19 protein-coding genes are annotated in these 20882 nt (G+C 66.0%); 13 read left to right on the top strand and 6 right to left on the bottom strand.

Features of this window, described 5'->3' with window-relative positions:
- Positions 1 to 3: 3 nt before the first annotated feature.
- The 6 genes from H7H34_RS07970 (at position 4) to H7H34_RS07945 (ending at position 6032) form a co-directional block, all read left to right on the top strand.
- On the top strand, positions 4 to 672 hold the full coding sequence (locus H7H34_RS07970) for a DUF1638 domain-containing protein (protein WP_185924837.1): 669 nt from the start codon (positions 4 to 6) through the stop codon (positions 670 to 672).
- Between the two features lie 188 nt (positions 673 to 860).
- Positions 861 to 1508 (top strand): type B chloramphenicol O-acetyltransferase, encoded by a 648-nt coding sequence (gene catB, locus H7H34_RS07965; RefSeq protein WP_185924836.1) that lies wholly within the window; start codon positions 861 to 863, stop codon positions 1506 to 1508.
- Between the two features lie 264 nt (positions 1509 to 1772).
- Entirely contained in the window at positions 1773 to 2117 is a 345-nt protein-coding gene (locus H7H34_RS07960) for a virulence factor (RefSeq protein WP_067340388.1), read from the top strand.
- Positions 2114 to 3010, top strand: coding sequence for a methylenetetrahydrofolate reductase (locus tag H7H34_RS07955; protein ID WP_185924835.1), 897 nt, complete (start codon positions 2114 to 2116; stop codon positions 3008 to 3010). The genes H7H34_RS07960 and H7H34_RS07955 overlap by 4 nt, the downstream gene beginning before the upstream one ends.
- Entirely contained in the window at positions 3007 to 3960 is a 954-nt protein-coding gene (locus H7H34_RS07950) for a methyltetrahydrofolate cobalamin methyltransferase (protein ID WP_185924834.1), read from the top strand. The genes H7H34_RS07955 and H7H34_RS07950 overlap by 4 nt, the downstream gene beginning before the upstream one ends.
- Before the next feature lie 32 nt (positions 3961 to 3992).
- Complete coding sequence (locus H7H34_RS07945; protein ID WP_185924833.1) at positions 3993 to 6032, top strand: ASKHA domain-containing protein; 2040 nt, start codon at positions 3993 to 3995, stop codon at positions 6030 to 6032.
- Positions 6033 to 6080: 48 nt separating this feature from the next.
- Here H7H34_RS07945 and H7H34_RS07940 read toward each other — a convergent pair whose 3' ends face one another.
- Complete coding sequence (locus H7H34_RS07940; RefSeq protein ID WP_185924832.1) at positions 6081 to 7004, bottom strand: DUF1194 domain-containing protein; 924 nt, start codon at positions 7002 to 7004, stop codon at positions 6081 to 6083.
- A 197-nt stretch (positions 7005 to 7201) separates the two neighbouring features.
- Here H7H34_RS07940 and H7H34_RS07935 point away from each other — a divergent pair, with 197 nt between their 5' ends.
- Together H7H34_RS07935 and H7H34_RS07930 are read left to right on the top strand one after the other, a co-directional pair.
- Entirely contained in the window at positions 7202 to 7765 is a 564-nt protein-coding gene (locus tag H7H34_RS07935) for an ATP-binding protein (protein ID WP_185924831.1), read from the top strand.
- 137 nt (positions 7766 to 7902) lie between these two features.
- Complete coding sequence (locus H7H34_RS07930) at positions 7903 to 8418, top strand: hypothetical protein (protein WP_185924830.1); 516 nt, start codon at positions 7903 to 7905, stop codon at positions 8416 to 8418.
- 233 nt (positions 8419 to 8651) lie between these two features.
- On the opposite strand, the gene H7H34_RS23720 is transcribed toward H7H34_RS07930, so the two are convergent.
- The 5 genes from H7H34_RS23720 to H7H34_RS07905 form a co-directional block, all read right to left on the bottom strand.
- Complete coding sequence (locus tag H7H34_RS23720; RefSeq protein WP_185924829.1) at positions 8652 to 8852, bottom strand: KTSC domain-containing protein; 201 nt, start codon at positions 8850 to 8852, stop codon at positions 8652 to 8654.
- 268 nt (positions 8853 to 9120) lie between these two features.
- Positions 9121 to 9399, bottom strand: coding sequence for a hypothetical protein (locus H7H34_RS07920; protein WP_185924828.1), 279 nt, complete (start codon positions 9397 to 9399; stop codon positions 9121 to 9123).
- A gap of 8 nt (positions 9400 to 9407) precedes the next feature.
- Positions 9408 to 9881 (bottom strand): hypothetical protein, encoded by a 474-nt coding sequence (locus tag H7H34_RS07915; RefSeq protein WP_185924827.1) that lies wholly within the window; start codon positions 9879 to 9881, stop codon positions 9408 to 9410.
- A 99-nt stretch (positions 9882 to 9980) separates the two neighbouring features.
- Positions 9981 to 10994 (bottom strand): betaine--homocysteine S-methyltransferase, encoded by a 1014-nt coding sequence (gene bmt, locus H7H34_RS07910; RefSeq protein WP_185924826.1) that lies wholly within the window; start codon positions 10992 to 10994, stop codon positions 9981 to 9983.
- Positions 10995 to 11265: 271 nt separating this feature from the next.
- Entirely contained in the window at positions 11266 to 13827 is a 2562-nt protein-coding gene (locus H7H34_RS07905; RefSeq protein WP_185924825.1) for a GcvT family protein, read from the bottom strand.
- 283 nt (positions 13828 to 14110) lie between these two features.
- On the opposite strand from H7H34_RS07905, the gene H7H34_RS07900 reads away from it, so the two are divergent.
- From H7H34_RS07900 to H7H34_RS07880, 5 genes are all read left to right on the top strand, one after another.
- Positions 14111 to 15652 carry a trimethylamine methyltransferase family protein gene (locus H7H34_RS07900; RefSeq protein ID WP_185924824.1) on the top strand — a complete coding sequence of 514 codons (1542 nt, stop codon included), beginning with the start codon at positions 14111 to 14113 and terminating at the stop codon, positions 15650 to 15652.
- Positions 15653 to 15974: 322 nt separating this feature from the next.
- Positions 15975 to 17069, top strand: coding sequence for an ABC transporter ATP-binding protein (locus H7H34_RS07895; protein ID WP_120270785.1), 1095 nt, complete (start codon positions 15975 to 15977; stop codon positions 17067 to 17069).
- A gap of 96 nt (positions 17070 to 17165) precedes the next feature.
- Entirely contained in the window at positions 17166 to 18266 is a 1101-nt protein-coding gene (locus H7H34_RS07890) for an extracellular solute-binding protein (RefSeq protein WP_120270784.1), read from the top strand.
- A gap of 337 nt (positions 18267 to 18603) precedes the next feature.
- Positions 18604 to 19908 (top strand): ABC transporter permease, encoded by a 1305-nt coding sequence (locus H7H34_RS07885; protein WP_120270783.1) that lies wholly within the window; start codon positions 18604 to 18606, stop codon positions 19906 to 19908.
- A gap of 14 nt (positions 19909 to 19922) precedes the next feature.
- Positions 19923 to 20777 carry an ABC transporter permease gene (locus H7H34_RS07880; protein WP_120270782.1) on the top strand — a complete coding sequence of 285 codons (855 nt, stop codon included), beginning with the start codon at positions 19923 to 19925 and terminating at the stop codon, positions 20775 to 20777.
- Positions 20778 to 20882 lie beyond the last annotated feature (105 nt).

The following is a 20882-nucleotide window of genomic DNA, read 5'->3' as shown; positions in this document are numbered from 1 at the left end:
GCCATGCAGGCGTTGCTTCCGGGCGCGTCTGGGAACGGGGCGGCACCGGCCGCCCCGGCTCTCGACGTTGCACCCGGCATCGCCCGCGAAAAGGTTCTGGTCATCGCCTGCGGCGCGCTCGCGAGGGAAATCCTCGCCATCGTCGAGGCCAACGGCCTTGCCCATGTGGAACTGCAATGCCTGCCAGCGCAGCTGCATAACCGTCCGGAGAAGATCCCCGCCGCCGTGCGCGCCGAGATCCGCAAGGCGAAGCGCGACCACACCCGCATTCTCGTCGGCTATGGCGATTGCGGCACCGGCGGCCTCCTCGACAAGGTTCTGGCCGAGGAAGGGGTGGAGCGGATCGAGGGCGCCCATTGCTACGCCTTCTTCGCCGGCCTCGATGTCTTCGACGCGGAAGCCGAGGCCGAGCCCGGCACCTTCTACCTCACCGATTTCCTCGCCCGCCATTTCGAGACGCTGGTGATCCGCCCGCTCGGGCTCGACACCTATCCTGAGCTGCGCGACGCCTATTTCGGCCATTACACCCGCCTGCTCTATCTGGAACAGGCGGCGGATCCGGAAATCGAGGCGCGCGCCCGCGCGGCGGCCGAACGGCTCGGCCTTGCCTATGCCAAGCGGGTCACCGGCTACGGCCTGCTGGAAACCCGCCTCACCACCATTGGCACCTGATCCCGCGCACCCGTCGCCGCTTTGCACGCATCTGTTGCATCCGTGTCATTGCGCGCTAGCCAGCGCGTGCTAGAAGCGCTGTCCCGGCGGCACGGACGGGTCTGCGTGGCATGAGCCGCAGGACCGGTCCCCTCATCTCATCCAACGGGCCGGAAAGGGCCCAGCCTCGCGACAGAGGACGACCTCCCGTGAGCAATTTTTTCGAAAGCCCCTTCAAGGGCAAGCTGCTGAGCGAGCAGGTGACCAACCCCAACATTTCGGTCGGCCGCTACAGCTACTACTCCGGCTATTACCACGGCCATTCCTTCGACGACTGCGCCCGCTACCTGATGCCCGACCGCGACGATGTCGACCGGCTGGTCATCGGCAGCTTCTGCTCCATCGGCACCGGCGCCTGCTTCATGATGGCGGGCAACCAGGGCCACCGGATGGACTGGATTTCCACCTTCCCGTTCTTCTTCATGTCCGAGGAGCCAGCCTTCGCGGATGCGGAGACCGGCTACCGTCCGTCCGGCGACACGGTCGTCGGCAATGACGTGTGGATCGGGGCGGAAGCGATGATCATGCCCGGCATCCGCATCGGCCACGGCGCGATGATCGGCAGCCGAGCCGTCGTCACGAAGGATGTCCCCCCCTACACCATCGTCGCCGGCAACCCGGCGCGCGAGATCCGCAAGCGCTTCTCCGACGAGGAGATCGCCATGCTGCTCGAGATGGCGTGGTGGGACTGGCCGATCGAGCGGATCGGCCGCGAGATGCGCACCCTGTGCTCGGGCGACATCGCCGCCCTGTATGCCCGGTGGAAGGCGGACCCGGACGGCACAGCCGAGGCCTGAGTCTCCGCGCATCGCGCATGCCCTGCACACCGACAGGCACGCCCGCCGGGAGCGAAAGCCCCCGGCGGGCGTGTCGCTTTCGAGCGCCCGTCTGCCGCTTTCCTCGTGCCCGCCGAAAGCCCGTGTTTCCGCGCGTCCCGCCGCTGTCGCTTTCTGACTTTCCGGTGTCGTCTGTGCACCGATGAGATGGCCGGCCGAAGGCATCATGATGCTTGAAAGCGCGGGAACGAGAGGCGTTCCCGACCCGGTTTGCAGGGCTTTTCCGTGGCGCAAAAAACCATCGTCTACTGGCGTGACATCCCGGCCCAGGTGCTGGTCCGGGCCGGCCGCGCCAGCGCCCGCCGAGAGCTGCCCGAACGTTTCATCCAGGCTGTCGACCGCTGCGCCATGCGCGTCGGCGCCAAGGACAGCGATGCCTATCTGGCCGAGTGGCGGCGGGGCGATCCCGTCGCGGTCGGCGACGATCTCGAGGCCGAAGCGGAGGCGGCGCTTGCCGCGCTTGTCGAGGCCTATCCGCCGGAGCGGCTTGCGGCGCTTGTCGCAGCCGAAGGCTTTGATGCAGCCGCCTCCCCCTCTCCCGACCACGCCAGCACGGGACCGGCGACATGACCGACCACCGCCTCAACGATTTCGGGCGCCTTGCCGCCTCCACGGAAATGTCGCCCCGCCAGGTGGTGGAGAAGCCGGAGCTGCTCCGTCTCGTCCCCGCCGGCACGCGCCTTTACCTCACCGACCTCGGCAATGTCGGGGAGGACGACATCGTCCGCGCCGCCCGCACGGTCACCGATGCCGGTCTCGTCCCGGTGCCGCACATGGCCGCGCGCCGCTATCCCTCGCTCGTCGCCTTCGAGTACCGGCTGACCCGCCTCGTCGCGGAAGCCGGCGTGCGGGAGGTGCTGGCCATTGCCGGCGAGGCGCCGACGCCCGGTCCCCTCACCTCCTCCGTCGCGATGATCGAGACCGGGTTGTTCGACCGGCTCGGCATCACCCGCATCGCCGTTGCCGGCCACCCCGAAGGCGCGCCGGAGATCTCGCGCGAGACCATCCGCGCCTTCCTGATGCGCAAGCACGAGCTCGCGGCGAAGAGCGACGCGGAGTTCCACATCGTCACCCAGTTCGGCTTCGATCCGCAGAAGGTCAGCCTCTGGCTCGACGAGATCGCCGCCTGGGGCAACCGCTTCCCCGTGCATATCGGCGTCGCCGGCCCGGCCAAGATGACCACGCTGCTGAAATACGCTGCCTTCGCCGGGGTGGAGAACTCGCTCTCCTTCCTGAAGAAGCGGGGCGGCGCCGTCGTCTCCATGCTGTCGGGCTACGATCCCGAGACAATGGTCGGCCCGCTGGAGCTGCGCATCCAGACCCAGCCCGAGACCCGGCTGCAGCAGATCCACGTCTTTCCCTTCGGCGGCCTGACCAAGACGGCCGACTGGCTCAGCGCCCGCGGGAGCTGGACGTTTCCCGCCGCTGGCACCGCGACTTACCCCGCAGAGGTAGCTCAATGACCCGTACCATCGTTGCCTCGGCCACCCGCGAGATCGTCATCGGCTTCGACCAGCCGTTCTGCGTGATCGGCGAGCGGATCAACCCGACGGGCCGCAAGAAGCTCGCCGCCGAGATGATCGCCGGCGACTTCTCGACCGTCGAGAAGGATGCGCTCGCGCAGGTCGCCGCCGGCGCCACCATGCTCGACGTCAATGCCGGCGTCACCGCCGTCAATCCCAACGAGACCGAGCCGCCGCTCCTGGTCCGGACGCTGGAGATCGTCCAGAGCCTCGTCGACGTGCCGCTGTCCATCGACAGTTCGGTGACCGCCGCCATTGAGGCGGGCCTTCGCGTCGCCAAGGGCCGTCCCCTGGTCAACTCGGTCACCGGCGAGGAGGAAAAGCTCGAGGCGATCCTGCCGCTCGTCAAGAAATACAACGTGCCCGTCGTCGCGATCTCCAACGACGAGACCGGCATTTCCGAAGACCCGGACGTGCGCTTTGCGGTGGCGAAGAAGATCGTCGAGCGCGCCGCCGACTACGGCATTCCCGCCCATGACATCGTCGTCGACCCGCTGGTCATGCCGATCGGCGCCATGGGCAGCGCCGGCCAGCAGGTCTTCCGACTGCTCCGCCGGTTGCGCGAGGAGCTGAAGGTCAACACCACCTGCGGCCTGTCCAACATCTCCTTCGGCCTGCCCCACCGGCACGGCATCAATGCCGGCTTCATCCCGATGGTGATCGGCGCCGGCATGACCAGCGCCATCATGAATCCCTGCCGCCCGCAGGAGATGGAGGCGGTGCGCGCCGCCAACGTCCTGACCGGCAACGATCCCAACTGTTCCGACTGGATCATGACCTATCGCGACTACAAGCCAGGCGCGGAAGGCGGCCCGGCGGCCGCCCCCGCCGCCTCCGGCAGCTCCGGGCGGCGCGGCGGACGCGAGGGACGACGGCGGGCCAGCGCTTGAACGAACGGGCGACAGCGAGGACGGGCGAGGCCATGAGCGAGACGCCCGAAACGGCGAAGGTTGTTTTCCAGCCGAGCGGCCGGCGGGGCACGTTCCCGCTCGGCACGCCGCTGCTGGATGCCGCGCGCGCGCTCGGCGTCTATGTGGAATCCGTGTGCGGCGGGCGCGGCATCTGCGGCCGCTGCCAGGTCTCCGTCTCCGAAGGCGCCTTCGCCAAGGAGCAGATCGTCAGCACGGCGGACCATCTCGGCCCGGTGACCGACGCGGAGGCCCGCTACGTCTCCCTGCGCAGCCTGCCGGAGGGCCGACGCCTCTCCTGCCAGGCCGCGATCCTCGGCGACATGGTGGTCGACGTGCCGATGGAGGCGCAGACCAACCGCCAGGTGGTGCGCAAGCGCGCCGAGAACGTCACCGTCGCCCCCGACAGCGCCATCCGCCTCGTCACCGTCGAGGTCAGCGAGCCGGACATGGAACAGCCGCTGGGCGACGGCGACCGGCTGCTCGCCGCCGTTGCCGAAGCCTCCGGGCTTGCCGGCCTCAGCCTCGACCCGCCGCTCTTGCCGACGGTTCAGAAGGTGCTGCGCGCCGGCCATTGGCGCGTTACCGCCGCCATCTGGCAGGACGACGGCTTTCCCCCGCGCGTTACCGCCCTGTGGCCGGGCGAGAAGACGACCGTCTACGGACTTGCCGTCGATATCGGCTCCACCACCATTGCCGCGCATCTCTGCGATCTCGCCAACGGGCGCACGGTCACCTCGGCCGGCACCTCGAACCCGCAGATCCGCTTCGGCGAAGACCTGATGTCGCGCGTCTCCTATGTGCAGATGAACCCGGCGCGCCTGCCCGATCTCGTCGCGGCGGTGCGCGCCGCCGTCGATGCGCTGGTCGCCAAGCTGGTCAATGATGTCGGCGCGACCCGCGAGGACGTCATGGACGCCGTCTTCGTCGGCAACCCGATCATGCACCACCTCTTCCTCGGCATCGATCCGACGGAGCTGGGCGGCGCGCCCTTCGCCCTTGCCGTGTCGGGCGCCGTGCATATCCCCGCCTCCGAGCTCGGGCTGGAGCTCAATCCCGGCGCGCGCGCCTATATCCTGCCCTGCATCGCCGGCCATGTCGGCGCCGATGCCGCCGCCGCCGCGCTCTCCACCCGCCCGTTCGAGGCAGAGGCGCTGACCCTAGTCGTCGACATCGGCACCAATGCCGAGATCGTGCTCGGCAATCGCGACCGGCTGCTGGCGGCCAGTTCCCCCACGGGGCCGGCCTTCGAGGGCGCGGAGATTTCCTGCGGCCAGCGCGCGGCGCCCGGCGCCATCGAGCGCATCCGCATCGATCCGGTGACGCTCGAGCCGCGCTTCAAGGTGATCGGCCTCGACGAATGGTCGGACGATCTGGAGTTCGCGGAAAAGAAGGACCAGGTCGGCGTCACCGGCATTTGCGGCTCCGGCATCATCGAGGCGGTTGCCGAGCTCTATCTTGCCGGCGTCATCACCGTGGACGGGCTGATCGACGGCGCGCTCGCCGAGCGGTCGTCGCGCGTGGTGCAAAAGGGGCGGACCTTCGCCTATGTGGTGGCGAGCGAGGGCATCGAGCTCACCATCACCCAGACCGACATCCGCGCCATCCAGCTGGCCAAGGCCGCGCTCTATGCCGGCATCCAGCTGCTCTCCGACAAGCTCGGCAATCCTCCAATAGAGCGCATTCGCCTTGCCGGCGCCTTCGGCAGCTATATCGACACCAAATACGCGATGATCCTCGGGCTGATCCCCGATTGCGACCTTGCCCATGTCTCCAGCGTCGGCAATGCCGCCGGCACGGGCGCACGCATGGCGCTGGTCAATCGCGGCGAGCGGCGCACGGTCGAGCGCGTCGTGCGCGAGATCGAGAAGATCGAGACCGCGCTGGAGCCGCGCTTCCAGGAGCATTTCGTCAACGCGATGGCGATCCCCAACAAGGTGGATCCCTTCGTGAAGCTGCGCGAGGCGGTGACCTTGCCCGAGCCGCGCGCGGCCAGCGAAGGCTCGGAGGAAGACGGCGACGGCGGGCGCAGGCGGCGTCGGCGGCGCGGCTGAACCACGCATCGAGCGCTGCCGGCCGAGGCGGCGTTCCAGTTCGCCGAACTAGCGGTAGCCGTCGTCGAACAGGTTCCGACGGTTCTGCCAGATCTTCTCGCCGATCAGGCAGTCATAGGGCGCGGGCGCGGCAAACTGCGCCGGCACCACCGGCGGGCGGGCGTCCTGCAGCGGGTGCTGCCAGAGATCGAGCCATGGATCGCGCAGAGGATCATCGGGCGGCGCCAGTCCGCCGATCTCCAGCACCAGCTTGCGGCGCACCGCCTCGGGAAACTGGTCCCAGCCGTTGACCGGCACCACGAAAGCGCCCGGCCCGCCGATCACGCAGCGCCGATAGTATTCGTCGAGATCGGGGATGCCGAAGATGTGGGCGAACCCGTCGGTGGTCATCATCGGCAGGCCGTTGATGGTGATGCCCCGGCTCACCGCCGCATCGCGCAGCTCGGTCACCGGCGGGCCCTGGTTGTTCGGCCCGTCGCCGGACACATCGATCACCAGCCGCTCGGCGCTGTAGGGCACCGCCTGCAGCATCGCCATACCGCGCATCAGCGCGCCGGAAATCGAGGTGCGCCGCTCGGCGATGCTCTCCTGTTCCAGCAGCCGCGCGGCAACGCCCTGCGCGTCCGCCTCGCTCTCGATGATCGTCCAGGACACGACCTCGCGTCCGTGAAAATCCCCGGCCCATTCGAAGATCGCGATGCCGATGCGCCCGTGCGGGCCTTGCGAGATCGCCCGCAGCACCTCGCGGCTGGCAATCGCCTCGGCATAGCCCCTGCGCTGGATGGCCAGTTCCTCGCGCGACATGGATCGGGACACGTCGATGGCCAGCACCAGCGCGACATCGACAGGCTCGCCGGTCGCCGTCGCCGGCTGCGCCCGTGCCGGCTGGGCAGCGGCAAGCGCCAGCCCCGCGGCCAGCAGCAGCGCCGCGGCAGGTATCGACCGGACAACGGCGCCTGCTCTCCACCTCATTGCAAAAGCCTAGCGGAAGATCGCGGCAACGCCAGCGCACAGTCGCGTGATCGCGGGAACAGGCAGACCGGCATTCTCGCCCGCCGCAGCAAGGCTTGCCGGGCTTTCCGCTGCCTGTCCCCAGTCGTCCACTGCCGATGCGGCTGCCCTTGCAGGTTGCACTGGCACCCCGTGCAGCACAGTCCTAGGATCGCCGCATGACCCGTTCAGCCCGCATCTACATCACCGGCGCCTCCTGCGCCGGCGTCACCACGCTCGGCGCGGCACTCTCCGCCCGTCTCGGCGTCTCCCAGTTCGATGTCGACGACTATTACTGGCTGCCGACCGATCCGCCCTTCACCCAGAAGCGCCCGCCGCAGGACCGCGTGCGCCTGATCGCCGCCGACATGGCCGAAGTAGAGCAGGCAAAGGGCCGCGGCTGGGTGCTGACCGGCTCGTTCGACGGCTGGGGCGATGCCCTGATCGAGGAGGTCGACCTCATCGTCTTCGTGGCGACGCCGACGCCCCTGCGGCTGGAACGGCTGATGGCGCGCGAGCGCCAGCGCTACGGCACCCGCATCGATCCGGGCGGCGACATGCACGAGATCCACACGGCCTTCGCCGCATGGGCCGCCGGCTACGACACGCCCGGCTTTTCGGGCCGCAACCGCGCCCGCCACGAGGAATGGCTTAGCGCCCAAACCGCCCCCGTCCTGCGCCTCGACGGCAGCCGCCCGGTGGACGAGCTGGTGGAGAGCGTTGTGGGGCAGCTTGAGGGGTGAGTCACCCTCGCCAACGTTGAATTTCCCAACAATCCAGGAAATCGCCTCTCAAAGGCGGCTCGAGCTTCTGGACAAACCCTCAGGAACGAGCATAATTCGCAAATACTGAATTAACTTCAATAAAACACGGTTTTATCATGAATATCAAACGCATGCTTTTCCTTCTCCCTTTCCTTTTTGCGACTTATTCAAATGCAATCGCGGGCTTCGACAGATGGACTGCGGAGGTAGAAGAAAACCCCTTCTCAAAAGGGTTGTCTGTCACCGTTTCGAACATGTCGACAATCCGCTCCGGCATTTTGATCATGTGCGATTCGAGCAAGCCCGGTGTCCTTGTCCGTGCGGTCCCGGGCTTCGCCTATACGGACGTTCTCTCGCTTGTCTCGCCAAATATGCAGTTCGCGATCGATGGAGATCTTCTTCTGTCTCAAACCGGAGAGACCGGCTCCGTCGGAGACAACCTCGCAGTTGCGCAAGTTCAGCTGACAACGGCAAACTCGCGCCGCTTTGTGGACGCGTTCATGAAGGCCGGCCGGCAGATCGCGGTGCAAGATGGCATCTCGGATCGTCCTCACCTCATGAATGCACGAGGCTCGACAAAAACAGGCAAAATATTGGATGCCTGCCTCAGGATGCAGGCGCCGGGCAGCTGAGTAAAACGCTCAGCACTGCTCTCTCTTGGGCGCAGCCGACCTGGCGCTCGCGCTCCTTCCAAGGCTACCTCGGGCGGCTCTCATCGTTGCCGATGCGAGCGATGACGTCGGGAACGCTCGGACGCGCGTTTTCTCGTATCCGTCGAATACATGACGTATAGCTCAAGATGGCCGCGAGCGAAGCCCTGACATTTCCGCACTTTAGCCTCGTGGTCGGCTACTGCCAACCTAGCCTAACCATTCCCATACTGATCTCTGATGTGTTCATTGTAATAAGCCCCCTTGGACCAAGCACCGCAAAGTCCATCGTAGATGTGCTGCGGAACCCCGAAAAAATCGTAGGGCCCTCCACTCTCGACAAACCAAATCTGCAACACTGCGGTCCGAGGGTCATACTCCGCGCGTGCAATAGCGCTTGAATTGAAGTAAGGCATGCAGAACAACTCCTCTTCATAGATAAAATCAAAATAACAAACCAAAATAATAAATAAATTTCAATATAAAAAAATTAACTCCAAAAATCTTATGCACCCAACCGAAAGGGTCGAGCTCTTTTATCATCTTTCAAGAATATCAGAACGTAGCCCCTCGGCCTATTTGCAAGACGTAATCTTGGATTGCCCTCTTCCGATTAAAGCTCTGGGCCCAAAGACACAAACAAGATGCAGAACGCGCCCGTCGGCATCCCCTTCTACGGCCCCCTCAACACCCGCGTTCGGAGGAAGGTGCGAACTCGATATGGTCGAAGGCGGCGCGGGCGCCGCAGTGATAGGCCTTGCAGGTCCAGTCGCGGTCGACCATGCGGACACTGCGGTCCTCACCGATCAGGATATCCAGCTGGCAGTCCCCGACACCGTCGATCCTTTCGGTGTAGCGCCACCCGCCGGACATCGCCTCAGCCATGCCGCTGAGATTGCACATATGCGCGCCCCGGCTCTGCACCGAGTTCACCACGATCTCCGCCTGCGAGGCCGAGACCATCCTGATCGTCAGCGACGAGTTGCCGTCGTCGTAACAGGCCCGGCGGGTACGGCCGGCGCGGCGGCGGCCGACGCATCGCCCCGGCACGGGGCGTAATGAACCGTCGAAAGATCCCGGTCCAGCCAATCGAGCGACAGGACCGCACCGGTCTCCGTCTTTCGCCAGGTCCAGGCCTGGCGGTCCCGCCATTCCTCGCCTTCTCCCCGGCAGGACAGCTCGATCTCGGCTTTCGTCCTGTCGGCATTCGCTCTTACCGAGACGAAATCGCACCTGCCTTCATGGAACTCGATCCGCTCGCGGAACACCCGCATCCTGATATCGGCGTCGGCGGGAGAACAGGAGGGCGTCTCGCCCGGCTTGACGATTTGCCATAGTCCCTGGAACTGCGGCGGCAAGGTGTCCTGGGCAATGGCGGAACCTGCCACGGCGGCCAGCGCCGCACCGCCGAGAATGGCCGCCGCAAAGCGATGTGCTGGTGTCACCGTGCCCCTCCCCGGCCAGATCTCCCCTCGCCAGCCATATTGGCGGAGACCGGCCGTGCGGCACAAGTCCAGTCCCGAGCTGCCCTGCCCGCTTGCCGCTTAGCCCCTCCTGCGCCGCCGCCTTCCGCCCTCGCCGTCACCGCCCTCCGTGGGGCTTGCTGCCGGCGGGGAGACCAGCGGGCCGATGCGGGCGACGACCTCTTCGACGCTCGGGCGCGTGCCCTTCTCGTACCCGTCGAGCGCCTGGCGCATCGCCGCCAGGTGGGCGTAGGACGTGCCGCAGCAGCCGCCGATGATGCGCGCGCCGGCATCGACCGCCAGCCGCGCATAGTCGGCCATCAGCTCCGGCGTGCCGGTATAGACCACCTCGTCGCCGCGAATGACCGGGATGCCGCAATTCGCCTTGGCGATGACGATGGCGTCCGGATGATCGCGGGTGATTTCCAGCACGGCGGCGAGAAGATCCGACGCGCCGACCCCGCAATTCGAGCCATAGGCGACGGGCGCGCAGGAAAACTGGCCGGCAAGATCGCCCAGGCCGCTCGGCGGCAGGCCCATCATCGTGCGCCCCGCCGTGTCGAAGCTTGCCGTCACCACGAAGGGCATGCCGACCTTCGCGGCTGCCTCGGCTGCCGCGCGCATTTCCTCCGGCGCCGACATGGTCTCGATCCAGGCGACATCGGCGCCGCCCGCCTTCAGCCCCTCCGCCTGCTCGGCGAAGGCCTCGACCGCCTCCTCATAGGTGAGTGCGCCGAGCGGAGCGAACAGCTCGCCCGTCGGGCCGATGGAACCGCCGACGATCACCTCGCGCCCGGCCTCCGCCACCACCTCGCGGGCCAACTCCGCCGCCGCCTTGTTCAGCTCGTGCACGCGCCCTTCCAGCTTGTGCAGCTTCAGCCGATGGCGGTTGGCGCCGAACGTGTTGGTCAGGATGATATCGGCGCCGGCTTCCACGAACTTGCGGTGCAGGGTGCGGATCTTCTCCGGCTGGGTGACGTTCCACTCCTCCGGCGGATCGCCGGAGGTCAGCCCCATGTCGAAGAGGTTGGTGCCCGTCGCGCCGTCGGCAAGCAGCGTGCCCTTTTTCGCGAGGAGTTCGTCAAGCTTGCTCATGGTTCTGCCCTGTTGCCGTCATGGCGTGTTGCTGTTGCGCAAAGTTTACCGCGCTGCGTCTGTTTTCGGCCTCGCATCAACGTACCTCTACGGCGCGCCCCGGCGACTGTTTTCGTCATCCCGGGCAAGGCGCAGCCGCGACCCGGGACCGGAGAGGCACCATGGTCGTGGGGACCTCCCGGAGCGCACCCCATACGCTCCCGACTCGCCGATCCCGGCGCTGCGGCCGGGATGACGCCCGAGAGGCCGGAGCGCGGACCCGCGCAGCCCCTCAACTCCGCGGCTTGAGGTTCTGCGGATCGTAGAGCGGCGCGTAACCGACGCCTGCGACCTCGACCGGAAACTCTTGCGAGAAATACTCGACGCTGAGCTTCTGACCCACCTTGGCAAATTCCTGCGGCAGGTAGGCGAGCGCGATGTTCTTGCCCACCGTCGGGCCATAGGCGATCGAGGTCGTATAGGAGAGCCGGCCCAGCGCATCGACCAGGGTCTTGCCGGTCGCCGGATCGATCACCGGCAGCGCGCCGACCGGATAGCGCGGCGTGCCGCTCGCATCCAAATTGTCGGTCATCACCAGCGTGCACAGCATCGCCGGCTGGTGCTCGCGCGCCCGGTATTCCAGGTGCTTCGCCTTGCCGCGGAAGTCGGCCTCCTTGACCTTGGGACGGGCAAGATCCGCCTCGTAGAGGTTGTACTGCGTCAGCAGGTCGGCGTTCTGCAGGCGCAGCGACTTCTCCATCCGCCGCGAATTGGCGTAGGTCTCCACGCCCGCCGCCATGATGCCGAGCGCCCGCAGCGCGTCCCAGACGGCCAGCCCGTCCTCGTAACGCATATGCAGCTCCCAGCCCTGCTCGCCGACATAGGACAGGCGCAGCGCCGTCACCTTGCGTCCGGCGATCTCGATCTCGCGGATCGCCGCGAAGGGGAAGGCGTCCGGCTCGAGGCCGGCCGGATCCGTGACCGCCTGCTTCAACTTCTCGCGGGCGTTCGGGCCCCAGATGCCGATGGTGGTATAGCGCTCGCTGACATCAGTGACGGTGACGTCAAGTCCGCGGTCCTGCGCCGTCCGGCGGACATAATGGAGGTCGCGCGGGCCGGCATCGGCGCCGTCGATGATGCGGCAACGGTCGGCCAGGCGGATCACGGTGAGGTCCGCCCGCACCATGCCCTCGTCGTCGAGGAAATGGGTGTAGATGCCCTTGCCGATGTTGCCGTCGCCGCCGATCTTCGCCGCGCAGAGCCATTCCAGCAGCTCCACATGGTCCGGGCCCTCGACCTCGAACATGTAGAAATGCGAGAGATTGATGAGCGCGCAGTCCTCGCTCATCGCCAGATGCTCGGCATTCGACACCCGCCAGAAGTGCCTGTTGTCCCACTCGTTTTTCCGCTCGGGCACGCGGTCGCCGTATTTTTCAAGCAAGTGCTCGTTGGCCGCGTAGCCATGGGCGCGCTCCCAGCCGCCGAGCTCCATGAAGTGGCCGCCGAGCTCCACCTCGCGCTCGTAGAACGGCGAGCGCTTGACACCTCGCCCGGTCGCGTAGGGCTCGCGCGGATGGATCGCGGGGAAGTAGATCTTCTGCGCCGCCTCGCGGCAGCGTCCCTCGATGAAATCCTCGGTCAGCTGGTGCGGATAGAAGCGGGAATAGTCGATGGAGGCGTGGTCGATGCCGGTGCGCCCGTCGGTGATCCAGTCGGCGATCAGCTTGCCGTAGCCCGGCCCGTCCTTCACCCAGATCGCGACGCAGTACCACAGGCCGCGCACCTTCTGGCTCTCGCCGCAGGACGGCCCGCCGGCGGCGGAGACCTGCAGCAGCCCGTTGAACGAGTGGCTCTCGTTGTAGCCGAGCTCGCCGAGGATCGGCGTCAGCTCCATCGCCCGCTCCAGCGGGCCGATCACCTGCTCCATCTCCAGGTCGCGCTGCGAGGGCGACAGGCGCGCCTCGTGCTTTTCCAGCAGCTCGCGCGGGTGGCACAGGCGCGGTTCGTCGGTCTCGTAATAGCCCCACTCGATCTGGCCGCCCTCGGTGGTCTTCGGGTCGCCCGTGTCGCGCATGTAGGCGGAGTTGCCCTGGTCGCGCAGCAGCGGGCAGCCGATCTCCTTGCCGGTGCCCTCGAACTCGGTATAGGGCCCGAAGAAGGTCAGCGGATGATCGACCGGCATGACGGGCAGGTCCTCGCCGACCATCTCGGCGATCAGCCGGCCCCACAGGCCCGCGCAGACGATGACGTGGTCGGCGCGGATCGTGCCGCGATGGGTGACGACGCCGGCAATACGCCCGTCCTCAATGACCAGCGATTGCGCCGGCGTGTTGGCAAAGGCCCGCAGCCGGCCGGTCTTCTCGCCCTCGTCGACCAGCTTACCGGCGACCGTCTGCGAGCGCGGCACGACAAGGCCCGCATCCGGGTCGAACAGCCCGCCCTGGACCATCTCCTCCTCGATCAGGGGGAACTTCTGCTTGATCTCGGCCGGCGTCACCAGATGGGCGCGGGTGCCGAAGGCCTTGGCGGAGCTCGCCTTGCGCCGGATCTCCTCCATCCAGGTGTCGTCGCCGGTGCGCGCCACTTCCAGCCCGCCAATGCGCGCGTAGTGGCCCATCTTCTCGAAGAAATCGATGGAATACTGCGTCGTCCAGACCGACAGGTAGTCGTGGCTGGTCGTGTAGCAGAAGTCGGAGGCATGGGCCGTCGAGCCGATATCGGTCGGGATGCCGGATTTGTCGATGCCCACGACATCGGTCCAGCCGCGCTCCAGCAGATGATGCGCCACCGACGCACCGACGATGCCGCCGAGGCCGACGATGACGATTTGTGCCTTGTCCGGGAACGCCGACATTGTCCACCCTTTTCGCAACCGATTCCGCAAGCCGGCGGCCCGCCGGCACGTCCTTGCCGGGCAGTATCGCCACGATTTGCGGCTCCCGATGGCCTGATTGCGTCATGCCACCATCCCCGCGACGACACGCGGGCGCAAAGATGAGGCGACTTCCCCCTCCCCGGCTGCATGACGCTTTTAGAGAAACCGACGACGCTTTCGCGCCGCAGACGCGCCGCCCCCCGTCGCACAGTGGCAGTCGGAAAACGGCCAACGGCAGTTATGCACAAAGGGCTTGCAGCGCATGAGTGACCAGGAAGCGCGCGCCGGACGGCGCGGCCGGGCGGCGAGAACGGAAAAGCGGCGCGGATCGCAGGCGGCCGGCGCCCTGCCCTACATTTCCCGCAACCTGCCGGTCTACGACATCCTCAGCGACGAGGGCGCCGAGCTGATCGAGGCCAATGCCGACCGGCTGCTGGCGGAGATCGGCCTCGAATTCCGCGACGATCCCGAGACCATCGCGATCTGGAAGGCGGCCGGCGCCGACGTTGCCGGCGAGCGCGTGCGCTTTCCCAAGGGCATGCTGCGCGAGCTGATCAAGACCGCGCCCTCGCAATTCGTCCAGCATGCGCGCAACCCGGAGCGCAACGTCGTCATCGGCGGCAACAACACCGTGTTCGCGCCGGTCTACGGCCCGCCCTTCGTCACCGATCTCGACAGCGGCCGGCGCTACGGCACGATCGAGGACTTCCGCAATTTCGTGAAGCTGTCCTACGCCTCGCCCTGGCTGCACCATTCGGGCGGCACGGTGTGCGAGCCCGTCGACCTGCCGGTCAACAAGCGGCATTTCGACATGGTCTACGCGCACCTGAAATATTCGGACAAGCCGTTCATGGGCTCGGTGACGGCACCGGAGCGGGCGCGCGATTCCGTCGCCATGGCGGAGCTGGTCTTCGGCAAGGAGTTCGTCGACCAGAACTGCGTGATGATCCAGCTGATAAACGCCAACTCGCCGCTGGTCTACGACGCGACCATGCTCGGCGCGCTGAAGGTCTATGCGGCGGCCAACCAGGCCTGCATCGTCTCGCCGTTCATTCTGGCCGGTGCCATGAGCCCGGTCACGGTCGCCGGCACCCTGTCGCAGGTGCTAGCCGAGGCGCTGGCCGGCTGCGCGCTGACCCAGCTGGTGCGCCCCGGTGCGCCCGTCGTCTTCGGCGCCTTCGTCTCGTCCATCTCGATGCAGTCCGGCGCCCCCACCTTCGGCTCGCCGGAGGGCAGCCTGCTGCTCAACGGCGCGGCGAAGCTTGCGCGCCGCGCAGGCCTGCCTTTCCGCTCCGGCGGCTCGTTCACCTCCTCGAAGACCCCGGATGCACAGTCGGCGCAGGAGTCCGCGCAGACCATCCTGGCAACGCTGGTGTCGGGGGTGAACTTCTGCCTGCATGCGGCCGGCTGGCTGGAGGGAGGCCTGTGCTCCTCCTACGAGAAGTTCGTCATGGATGCCGACCAGCTCGGAATGATGCACGTGCTGGCCAAGGGCATCGACCTGTCGGAGGAAGCCCAGGCGATGGACGCGCTGGCCGAGGTCGGCCCCGGCGGCCACTTCCTCGGCGCCATGCACACGCAGCGCAATTTCGAGACCGCCTTCTACCGTTCGGAGATCGCCGACAACAACTCCTACGAACAGTGGAGCGCCGATGGCGGGCTGGACGCTGCATGGCGGGCGAACCGGAAGTGGAAGCAGATGCTCGCATCCTACGAGGCTCCGCCGCTCGATCCGTCTATCGACGAATCTCTGATCAGCTTCATGGCTAATCGAAAAGCTGAATTCCCGGACAGCAACGTCTAATCACAGTCTATCTTGCGAATACGAAACGGGGTCTGGCTATTTCCGCCAGACCCCTCGAAAATAGAGCAAATCTCTGACTTTCTCGGGCGCTCTTCGGCACGGCATTCTTCGCTGCGCTGCAAGAGCGCTTTGTTTTTTCACTCAGATTTTAATATTTTTTCCACAGATGCCCTTCCCATCCCTGTCATTTTTTGCTTATGTACGGTCACCAACAGGGCAAAACAGCGGACCAAAAGAGTTCGCGAGAGGGGAAAAGGAGCGAACGCGCCGTTAACTCGGCGCGAATGCATTCCCCTTGCCTGCATTTTGCTTAGGGGCAACAATGACAGAATCAAGGGGCGCTGCCGTCCGCTACGAAAATGTTCAAAAGAGCTATGATGGCGAGACGCTCGTCGTAAAAAATCTCAATCTAGATATTCCGCCTGGCGAGTTCCTGACCATGCTGGGCCCGTCGGGCTCGGGAAAGACCACCTGCCTGATGATGCTGGCGGGGTTCGAACCTGCCACCCATGGCGAGATCTTCCTGAACGACAACCCGATCAACAACGTGCCGCCGCACAAGCGCGGCATCGGCATGGTGTTCCAGAACTACGCGCTGTTTCCGCATATGAGCGTTGCGGAGAACCTCGCCTTCCCCCTGCAGGTGCGCGGCATCGGCAAGGCGGAGCAGGAAGAGAAGGTGAAGCGCGCGCTCGACATGGTCGAGCTCGGCGACTTCGGCTCGCGGCGCCCGGCACAGCTGTCCGGCGGCCAGCAGCAGCGCGTTGCCGTGGCCCGCGCCCTCGTCTTCGAGCCGGAGCTGGTGCTGATGGACGAGCCGCTGGGTGCGCTCGACAAGCAGCTGCGCGAGCAGATGCAGTACGAGATCAAGCACATCCACGAGAATATCGGCGTCTCCATCGTCTACGTGACGCACGACCAGACCGAGGCGCTGACCATGTCGGACCGGGTCGCCGTGTTCAACGACGGGGTGATCCAGCAGCTTTCGACGCCGGATGAGCTTTACGAGAACCCGCAGAATTCCTTCGTGGCGCAGTTCATCGGCGAGAACAACAAGCTCTCGGGCACCGTGACCGAGGTTTCCGGCTCCGATTGCAAGGTGCGGCTGGACGACGGGACCGAACTGGCCGCCGAGGCGGTCAATATCGAAGGCGTCGGCTCACGCACCACCATCTCCCTGCGCCCCGAGCGCGTCGAATTCGACACCGACCAGTCGATGGACAACCTCGTGAAGGGCCGCATCGAGGAAATGATCTATCTCGGCGACCACATCCGCGTGCGGATGAACGTCGCCGGCAACACGGAATTCATTGTCAAGGTTCGCAACCGCGGCCAGAGGCGCGACCTGCGAACCGGCCAGACAGTGGAGATCGGCTGGGCAGCGTCCGACTGCAAGGCGCTCGACGCCGTCGGCTGACGCAGCCCGATCGACCAGCTGTGGCGCCCGTCAGGGCCGCCGCGACCAAAGCCGGGACCCCATGTCCCGCACCCAACTCAAAACAAGGGGAACTACATGACCTTCAAGACGCTTCTTCTAGCAAGCGCTGCAACGGCGATGATGACGACCGGCGCCAGCGCCATCGACCTCACCATCGTCTCCTGGGGCGGGGCCTATTCCAACTCGCAGAACGAGGCCTATCACAAGCCCTACATGGCCGAAAATCCGGACGTGACCATCATCAACGACGAGAGCTCGAACGAGGCGGTCGCCAAGCTGCGCGCCATGAACGAGGCCGGCAACCTGACCTGGGACCTCGTCGACGTGCTCGCCTCCGATGCCATCCGTCTGTGCGACGAGGGCCTCGCCATGGAGGTCAACCACGACGAGGTGCTGGCCCCGGCGCCCGACGGCACGCCGGCTTCCAAGGACTTCGGCGACCTGATCGTCGCCGACTGCTTCATCCCGCAGATCGTCTATTCCACGACCTTCGGCTACCGCACCGACGTCGAGGCGTGGAACGGCAAGGAGCCGGACGACATCTGCGACGTCTTCGACCTGGAGACCTTCCCAGGCAAGCGCGCGCTGGAAAAGCGCCCGATCAACAACATGGAATGGGCCCTTCTGTGCGACGGTGTCGCCAAGGAAGACGTCTATGAGATGCTGGAGACCGAGGAAGGAGTGAACCGCGCCCTCGCCAAGCTGGACACGATCAAGGACCAGACCGTGTGGTGGTCGGCCGGCGCCGAGACGCCGCAGCTGCTCGCCGACGGCGAAGTGGTGATCGGCTCCACCTACAATGGCCGCCTGTTCTCGCTGATCGAGGAGCAGGACCAGCCGGTCAAGATGCTCTGGGACGCGCAGGTCTTCGACCTCGACGGCTGGATCGTGCCGGCCGGCCTGCCGAAGGAGCGCCTCGACGCGGTGATGGAGTATCTGCGCTTCGCCACCGACACCCAGCGTCTCGCCGACCAGGCCAAGTACATCTCCTACGGCCCGGCCCGCGACTCCTCGGCGCCGCTCGTCGGCAAGCATGCCGAGCTCGGCATCGAGATGGCTCCGCACATGCCGACCGACCCGGCCAACTCCAAGAACACCTTCCTGTTCAATTACGAGTGGTGGGCCGATTACCGCGATGACCTGGACGCCAAGTTCCAGGCCTGGCTCGCCAGCTAAGGCGGCTTGAGGCGGGTGGCGGTGCATGCTGCCGCCCGCCGACGCGATTGCCGTGGCGGATGTTCCGCCGCGGCGCCGATGGGGCGATCCGCCGCCCTGCCTGCCTCCCGACAAGCCTGCAGACGCGCTCCGGCGTGCTCCCTCGCGTGCTTGTCCGGATACAGGCCGCTTCTTCCGGTGACCACGGAAGGCGCCTTCGCGGCCGCTTCTTGCGGCTCTGTCCCGGCCCCTGGGCCGCCCGCCTGCCGCCCGGCCGTTTTCGGCCGGCCGCAGGGCCGAGGCCCCTCCGTTGCCGGATGACCCAACACGGACGACACGTCCCGAACGGACAGCGAGCATGACGACAACCGACACAGTCTCCAGGGCCGCCCCGCCGGCCGACCCGCCGCCGCAGCCGCAGGTGCTCACCACCCGCGACGGCACCCCGCTCAAGGTCAGCCTGATGCGAGCCCTGCGGCGAGAGAAGATGCGGGCGCTGCTGCTGATCGCGCCGCTCCTGCTGTTCATCGTGCTGACCTTCGCCGCGCCGATCGCCGACATGCTGTTCCGCTCGGTCGAGAACGGCATCGTCGCAGACACGCTGCCAAGGACCGTCGAGGCGCTGGCCGACTGGGACGAGACCTCCGGCGAGGCGCCCGGCGAACCGGTCTTCGCGGCCCTTCATGCGGACCTCCTGATCGCCACTGAGGAAAAGACCCACACGCGGCTCGGCTCGCGGCTCAACTACGAATCCTCCGGCATGTCGAGCCTGTTCCGCAAGACCGGCCGGCGCGCCGACCGGATGGACGATGCCGAGCCTTACAAGGCGCAATTCATCGACATCGACAAGGACTGGGGCGATGTCGCCACCTGGCGGGTGCTCAAGCGCTTCTCGCCCGAGCTGACCTCCGGCTACTTCCTCAATGCGGTCGACATGCAGATGACGACCGACGGCGTCGAGCTGAAGCCCGAGAACGAGCGGATCTACCTGTTCCTGTTCGCCCGCACGCTGTTCCTGTCGCTGACCATCATGGCCTGCTGCCTGCTGCTCGGCTATCCGATCGCCTATCTGCTGGCGGCACTGCCGGCGCGCACGTCGAACCTCTTGATGATCCTGGTTCTGCTGCCGTTCTGGACCTCGCTGCTGGTGCGCACCTCCGCCTGGAAGGTGCTGCTGCAGCAGCAGGGCGTCATCAACGACTTCCTGGTGTGGACCGGCCTTGTCAGCGATGCCGGCCGCCTCGTCATGATCAACAACCAGACGGGCACCATCATCGCGATGACGCACATCCTGCTGCCCTTCATGATCCTGCCGCTCTATTCGGTGATGAAGACCATCTCGCCCACCTATGTGCGGGCGGCCAAGAGCCTTGGGGCGACGGACTGGACCGCGTTCTGGCGGGTCTACTTCCCGCAGACCGTGCCTGGCATCGGCGCCGGGTCGATCCTCGTCTTCATCCTGTCGATCGGCTACTACATCACGCCGGAGCTGGTCGGCGGTACCAGCGGCATCTTCATCTCCAACCGCATCGCCTATCACATCTCGTCGTCGCTCAACTGGGGTCTGGCGGCCGCGCTCGGCGTGCTTCTGCTCGCCGCGGTGATGCTGCTCTTCTACGTCTACGACAAGATCGTCGGCATCGACAACGTGAAGCTCGGATAAGGAGAAGACCACAGATGAGCGCCCTTCCCTCCTATGCTTCCGCCGGCCAGCGCGCCTGGTACTACGGCTTTCGCGCGATCTGCGGAATGATCTTCTTCTTCCTGATCTTCCCGATCCTGATCATCGTGCCGCTGTCGTTCAATGCGGAGAACTTCTTCACCTTCACGCCGCAGATGCTGGCGCTGGATCCGGCCGGCTATTCGCTGAAGCACTACGAAGACTTCTTCACCAACCCGGACTGGCAGCAGGCGTTGCGCAATTCCTTCGCCATCGCGCCGGTGGCGACGCTGCTCGCCACTGTGCTCGGCACGCTCGCCGCCATCGGCCTGTCCCAGAGCCATGTGCCCTGGCGTTCGGCGATCATGGCGGTGCTGATCTCGCCGATGATCGTACCGCTGATCATCTCGGCCGCCGGCATGTACTTCTTCTATTCGCGCATCGGCCTGCAGGGCACCTACCTCGGCGTCGTGCTCGCCCATGCCGCCCTCGGCACGCCGTTCGTCATCATCACGGTGACGGCGACGCTGGTCGGCTTCGACCGCAGCCTCGTTCGCGCGGCGGCGAGCCTTGGCGCAAATCCGGTGACAACTTTTTTCAAGGTGCAGATGCCGCTGATCGTGCCCGGCGTCGTCTCCGGCGCGCTCTTCGCCTTCATCACCTCCTTCGACGAGGTGGTCGTGGTCCTGTTCCTCGGCTCGGCCGGCCAGAAGACCCTGCCCTGGCAGATGTTCACCGGACTACGCGAACAGATCTCGCCGACCATCCTCGCCGTCGCCTCCCTGATGGTCGCGATCTCCATCGCCCTGCTGACCGTTCTGGAGCTCTTGCGGCGGCGTTCGGAGAGGTTGCGCGGGCTGACGCCCTCCTGAGGCGATTTCGAGACGGCGCTCTCGAAAATCCGGAAAATTGAGACGGAATTTCGCAAAATCCGTCTCGAAACGAAAAACCCCGCAGCTTCAAAAGGTTGCGGGGTT

Source organism: Stappia sp. 28M-7 (genome assembly GCF_014252955.1).
Lineage (GTDB): Bacteria > Pseudomonadota > Alphaproteobacteria > Rhizobiales > Stappiaceae > Stappia.
The sequence above is the reverse complement of the archived record's forward strand: the minus strand, read 5'-3'. Positions and strand labels throughout refer to the sequence as shown.

Excerpts from the sequence above, each read along its gene's own strand:
- H7H34_RS07880 (WP_120270782.1), top strand. The coding sequence starts at position 19,923 with ATGAGCGCCCTTCCCTCCTATGCTTCCGCCGGCCAGCGCGCCTGGTAC.
- H7H34_RS07945 (WP_185924833.1), top strand. The coding sequence starts at position 3,993 with ATGAGCGAGACGCCCGAAACGGCGAAGGTTGTTTTCCAGCCGAGCGGC.
- H7H34_RS07890 (WP_120270784.1), top strand. The coding sequence starts at position 17,166 with ATGACCTTCAAGACGCTTCTTCTAGCAAGCGCTGCAACGGCGATGATG.
- bmt (WP_185924826.1), bottom strand. The coding sequence starts at position 10,994 with ATGAGCAAGCTTGACGAACTCCTCGCGAAAAAGGGCACGCTGCTTGCC.
- H7H34_RS07905 (WP_185924825.1), bottom strand. The coding sequence starts at position 13,827 with ATGTCGGCGTTCCCGGACAAGGCACAAATCGTCATCGTCGGCCTCGGC.
- H7H34_RS07955 (WP_185924835.1), top strand. The coding sequence starts at position 2,114 with ATGACCGACCACCGCCTCAACGATTTCGGGCGCCTTGCCGCCTCCACG.
- H7H34_RS07935 (WP_185924831.1), top strand. The coding sequence starts at position 7,202 with ATGACCCGTTCAGCCCGCATCTACATCACCGGCGCCTCCTGCGCCGGC.
- H7H34_RS07895 (WP_120270785.1), top strand. The coding sequence starts at position 15,975 with ATGACAGAATCAAGGGGCGCTGCCGTCCGCTACGAAAATGTTCAAAAG.
- H7H34_RS07900 (WP_185924824.1), top strand. The coding sequence starts at position 14,111 with ATGAGTGACCAGGAAGCGCGCGCCGGACGGCGCGGCCGGGCGGCGAGA.
- H7H34_RS07920 (WP_185924828.1), bottom strand. The coding sequence starts at position 9,399 with ATGGTCTCGGCCTCGCAGGCGGAGATCGTGGTGAACTCGGTGCAGAGC.
- H7H34_RS07950 (WP_185924834.1), top strand. The coding sequence starts at position 3,007 with ATGACCCGTACCATCGTTGCCTCGGCCACCCGCGAGATCGTCATCGGC.
- H7H34_RS23720 (WP_185924829.1), bottom strand. The coding sequence starts at position 8,852 with ATGCCTTACTTCAATTCAAGCGCTATTGCACGCGCGGAGTATGACCCT.
- H7H34_RS07970 (WP_185924837.1), top strand. The coding sequence starts at position 4 with ATGCAGGCGTTGCTTCCGGGCGCGTCTGGGAACGGGGCGGCACCGGCC.
- H7H34_RS07940 (WP_185924832.1), bottom strand. The coding sequence starts at position 7,004 with ATGAGGTGGAGAGCAGGCGCCGTTGTCCGGTCGATACCTGCCGCGGCG.
- H7H34_RS07930 (WP_185924830.1), top strand. The coding sequence starts at position 7,903 with ATGAATATCAAACGCATGCTTTTCCTTCTCCCTTTCCTTTTTGCGACT.
- H7H34_RS07885 (WP_120270783.1), top strand. The coding sequence starts at position 18,604 with ATGACGACAACCGACACAGTCTCCAGGGCCGCCCCGCCGGCCGACCCG.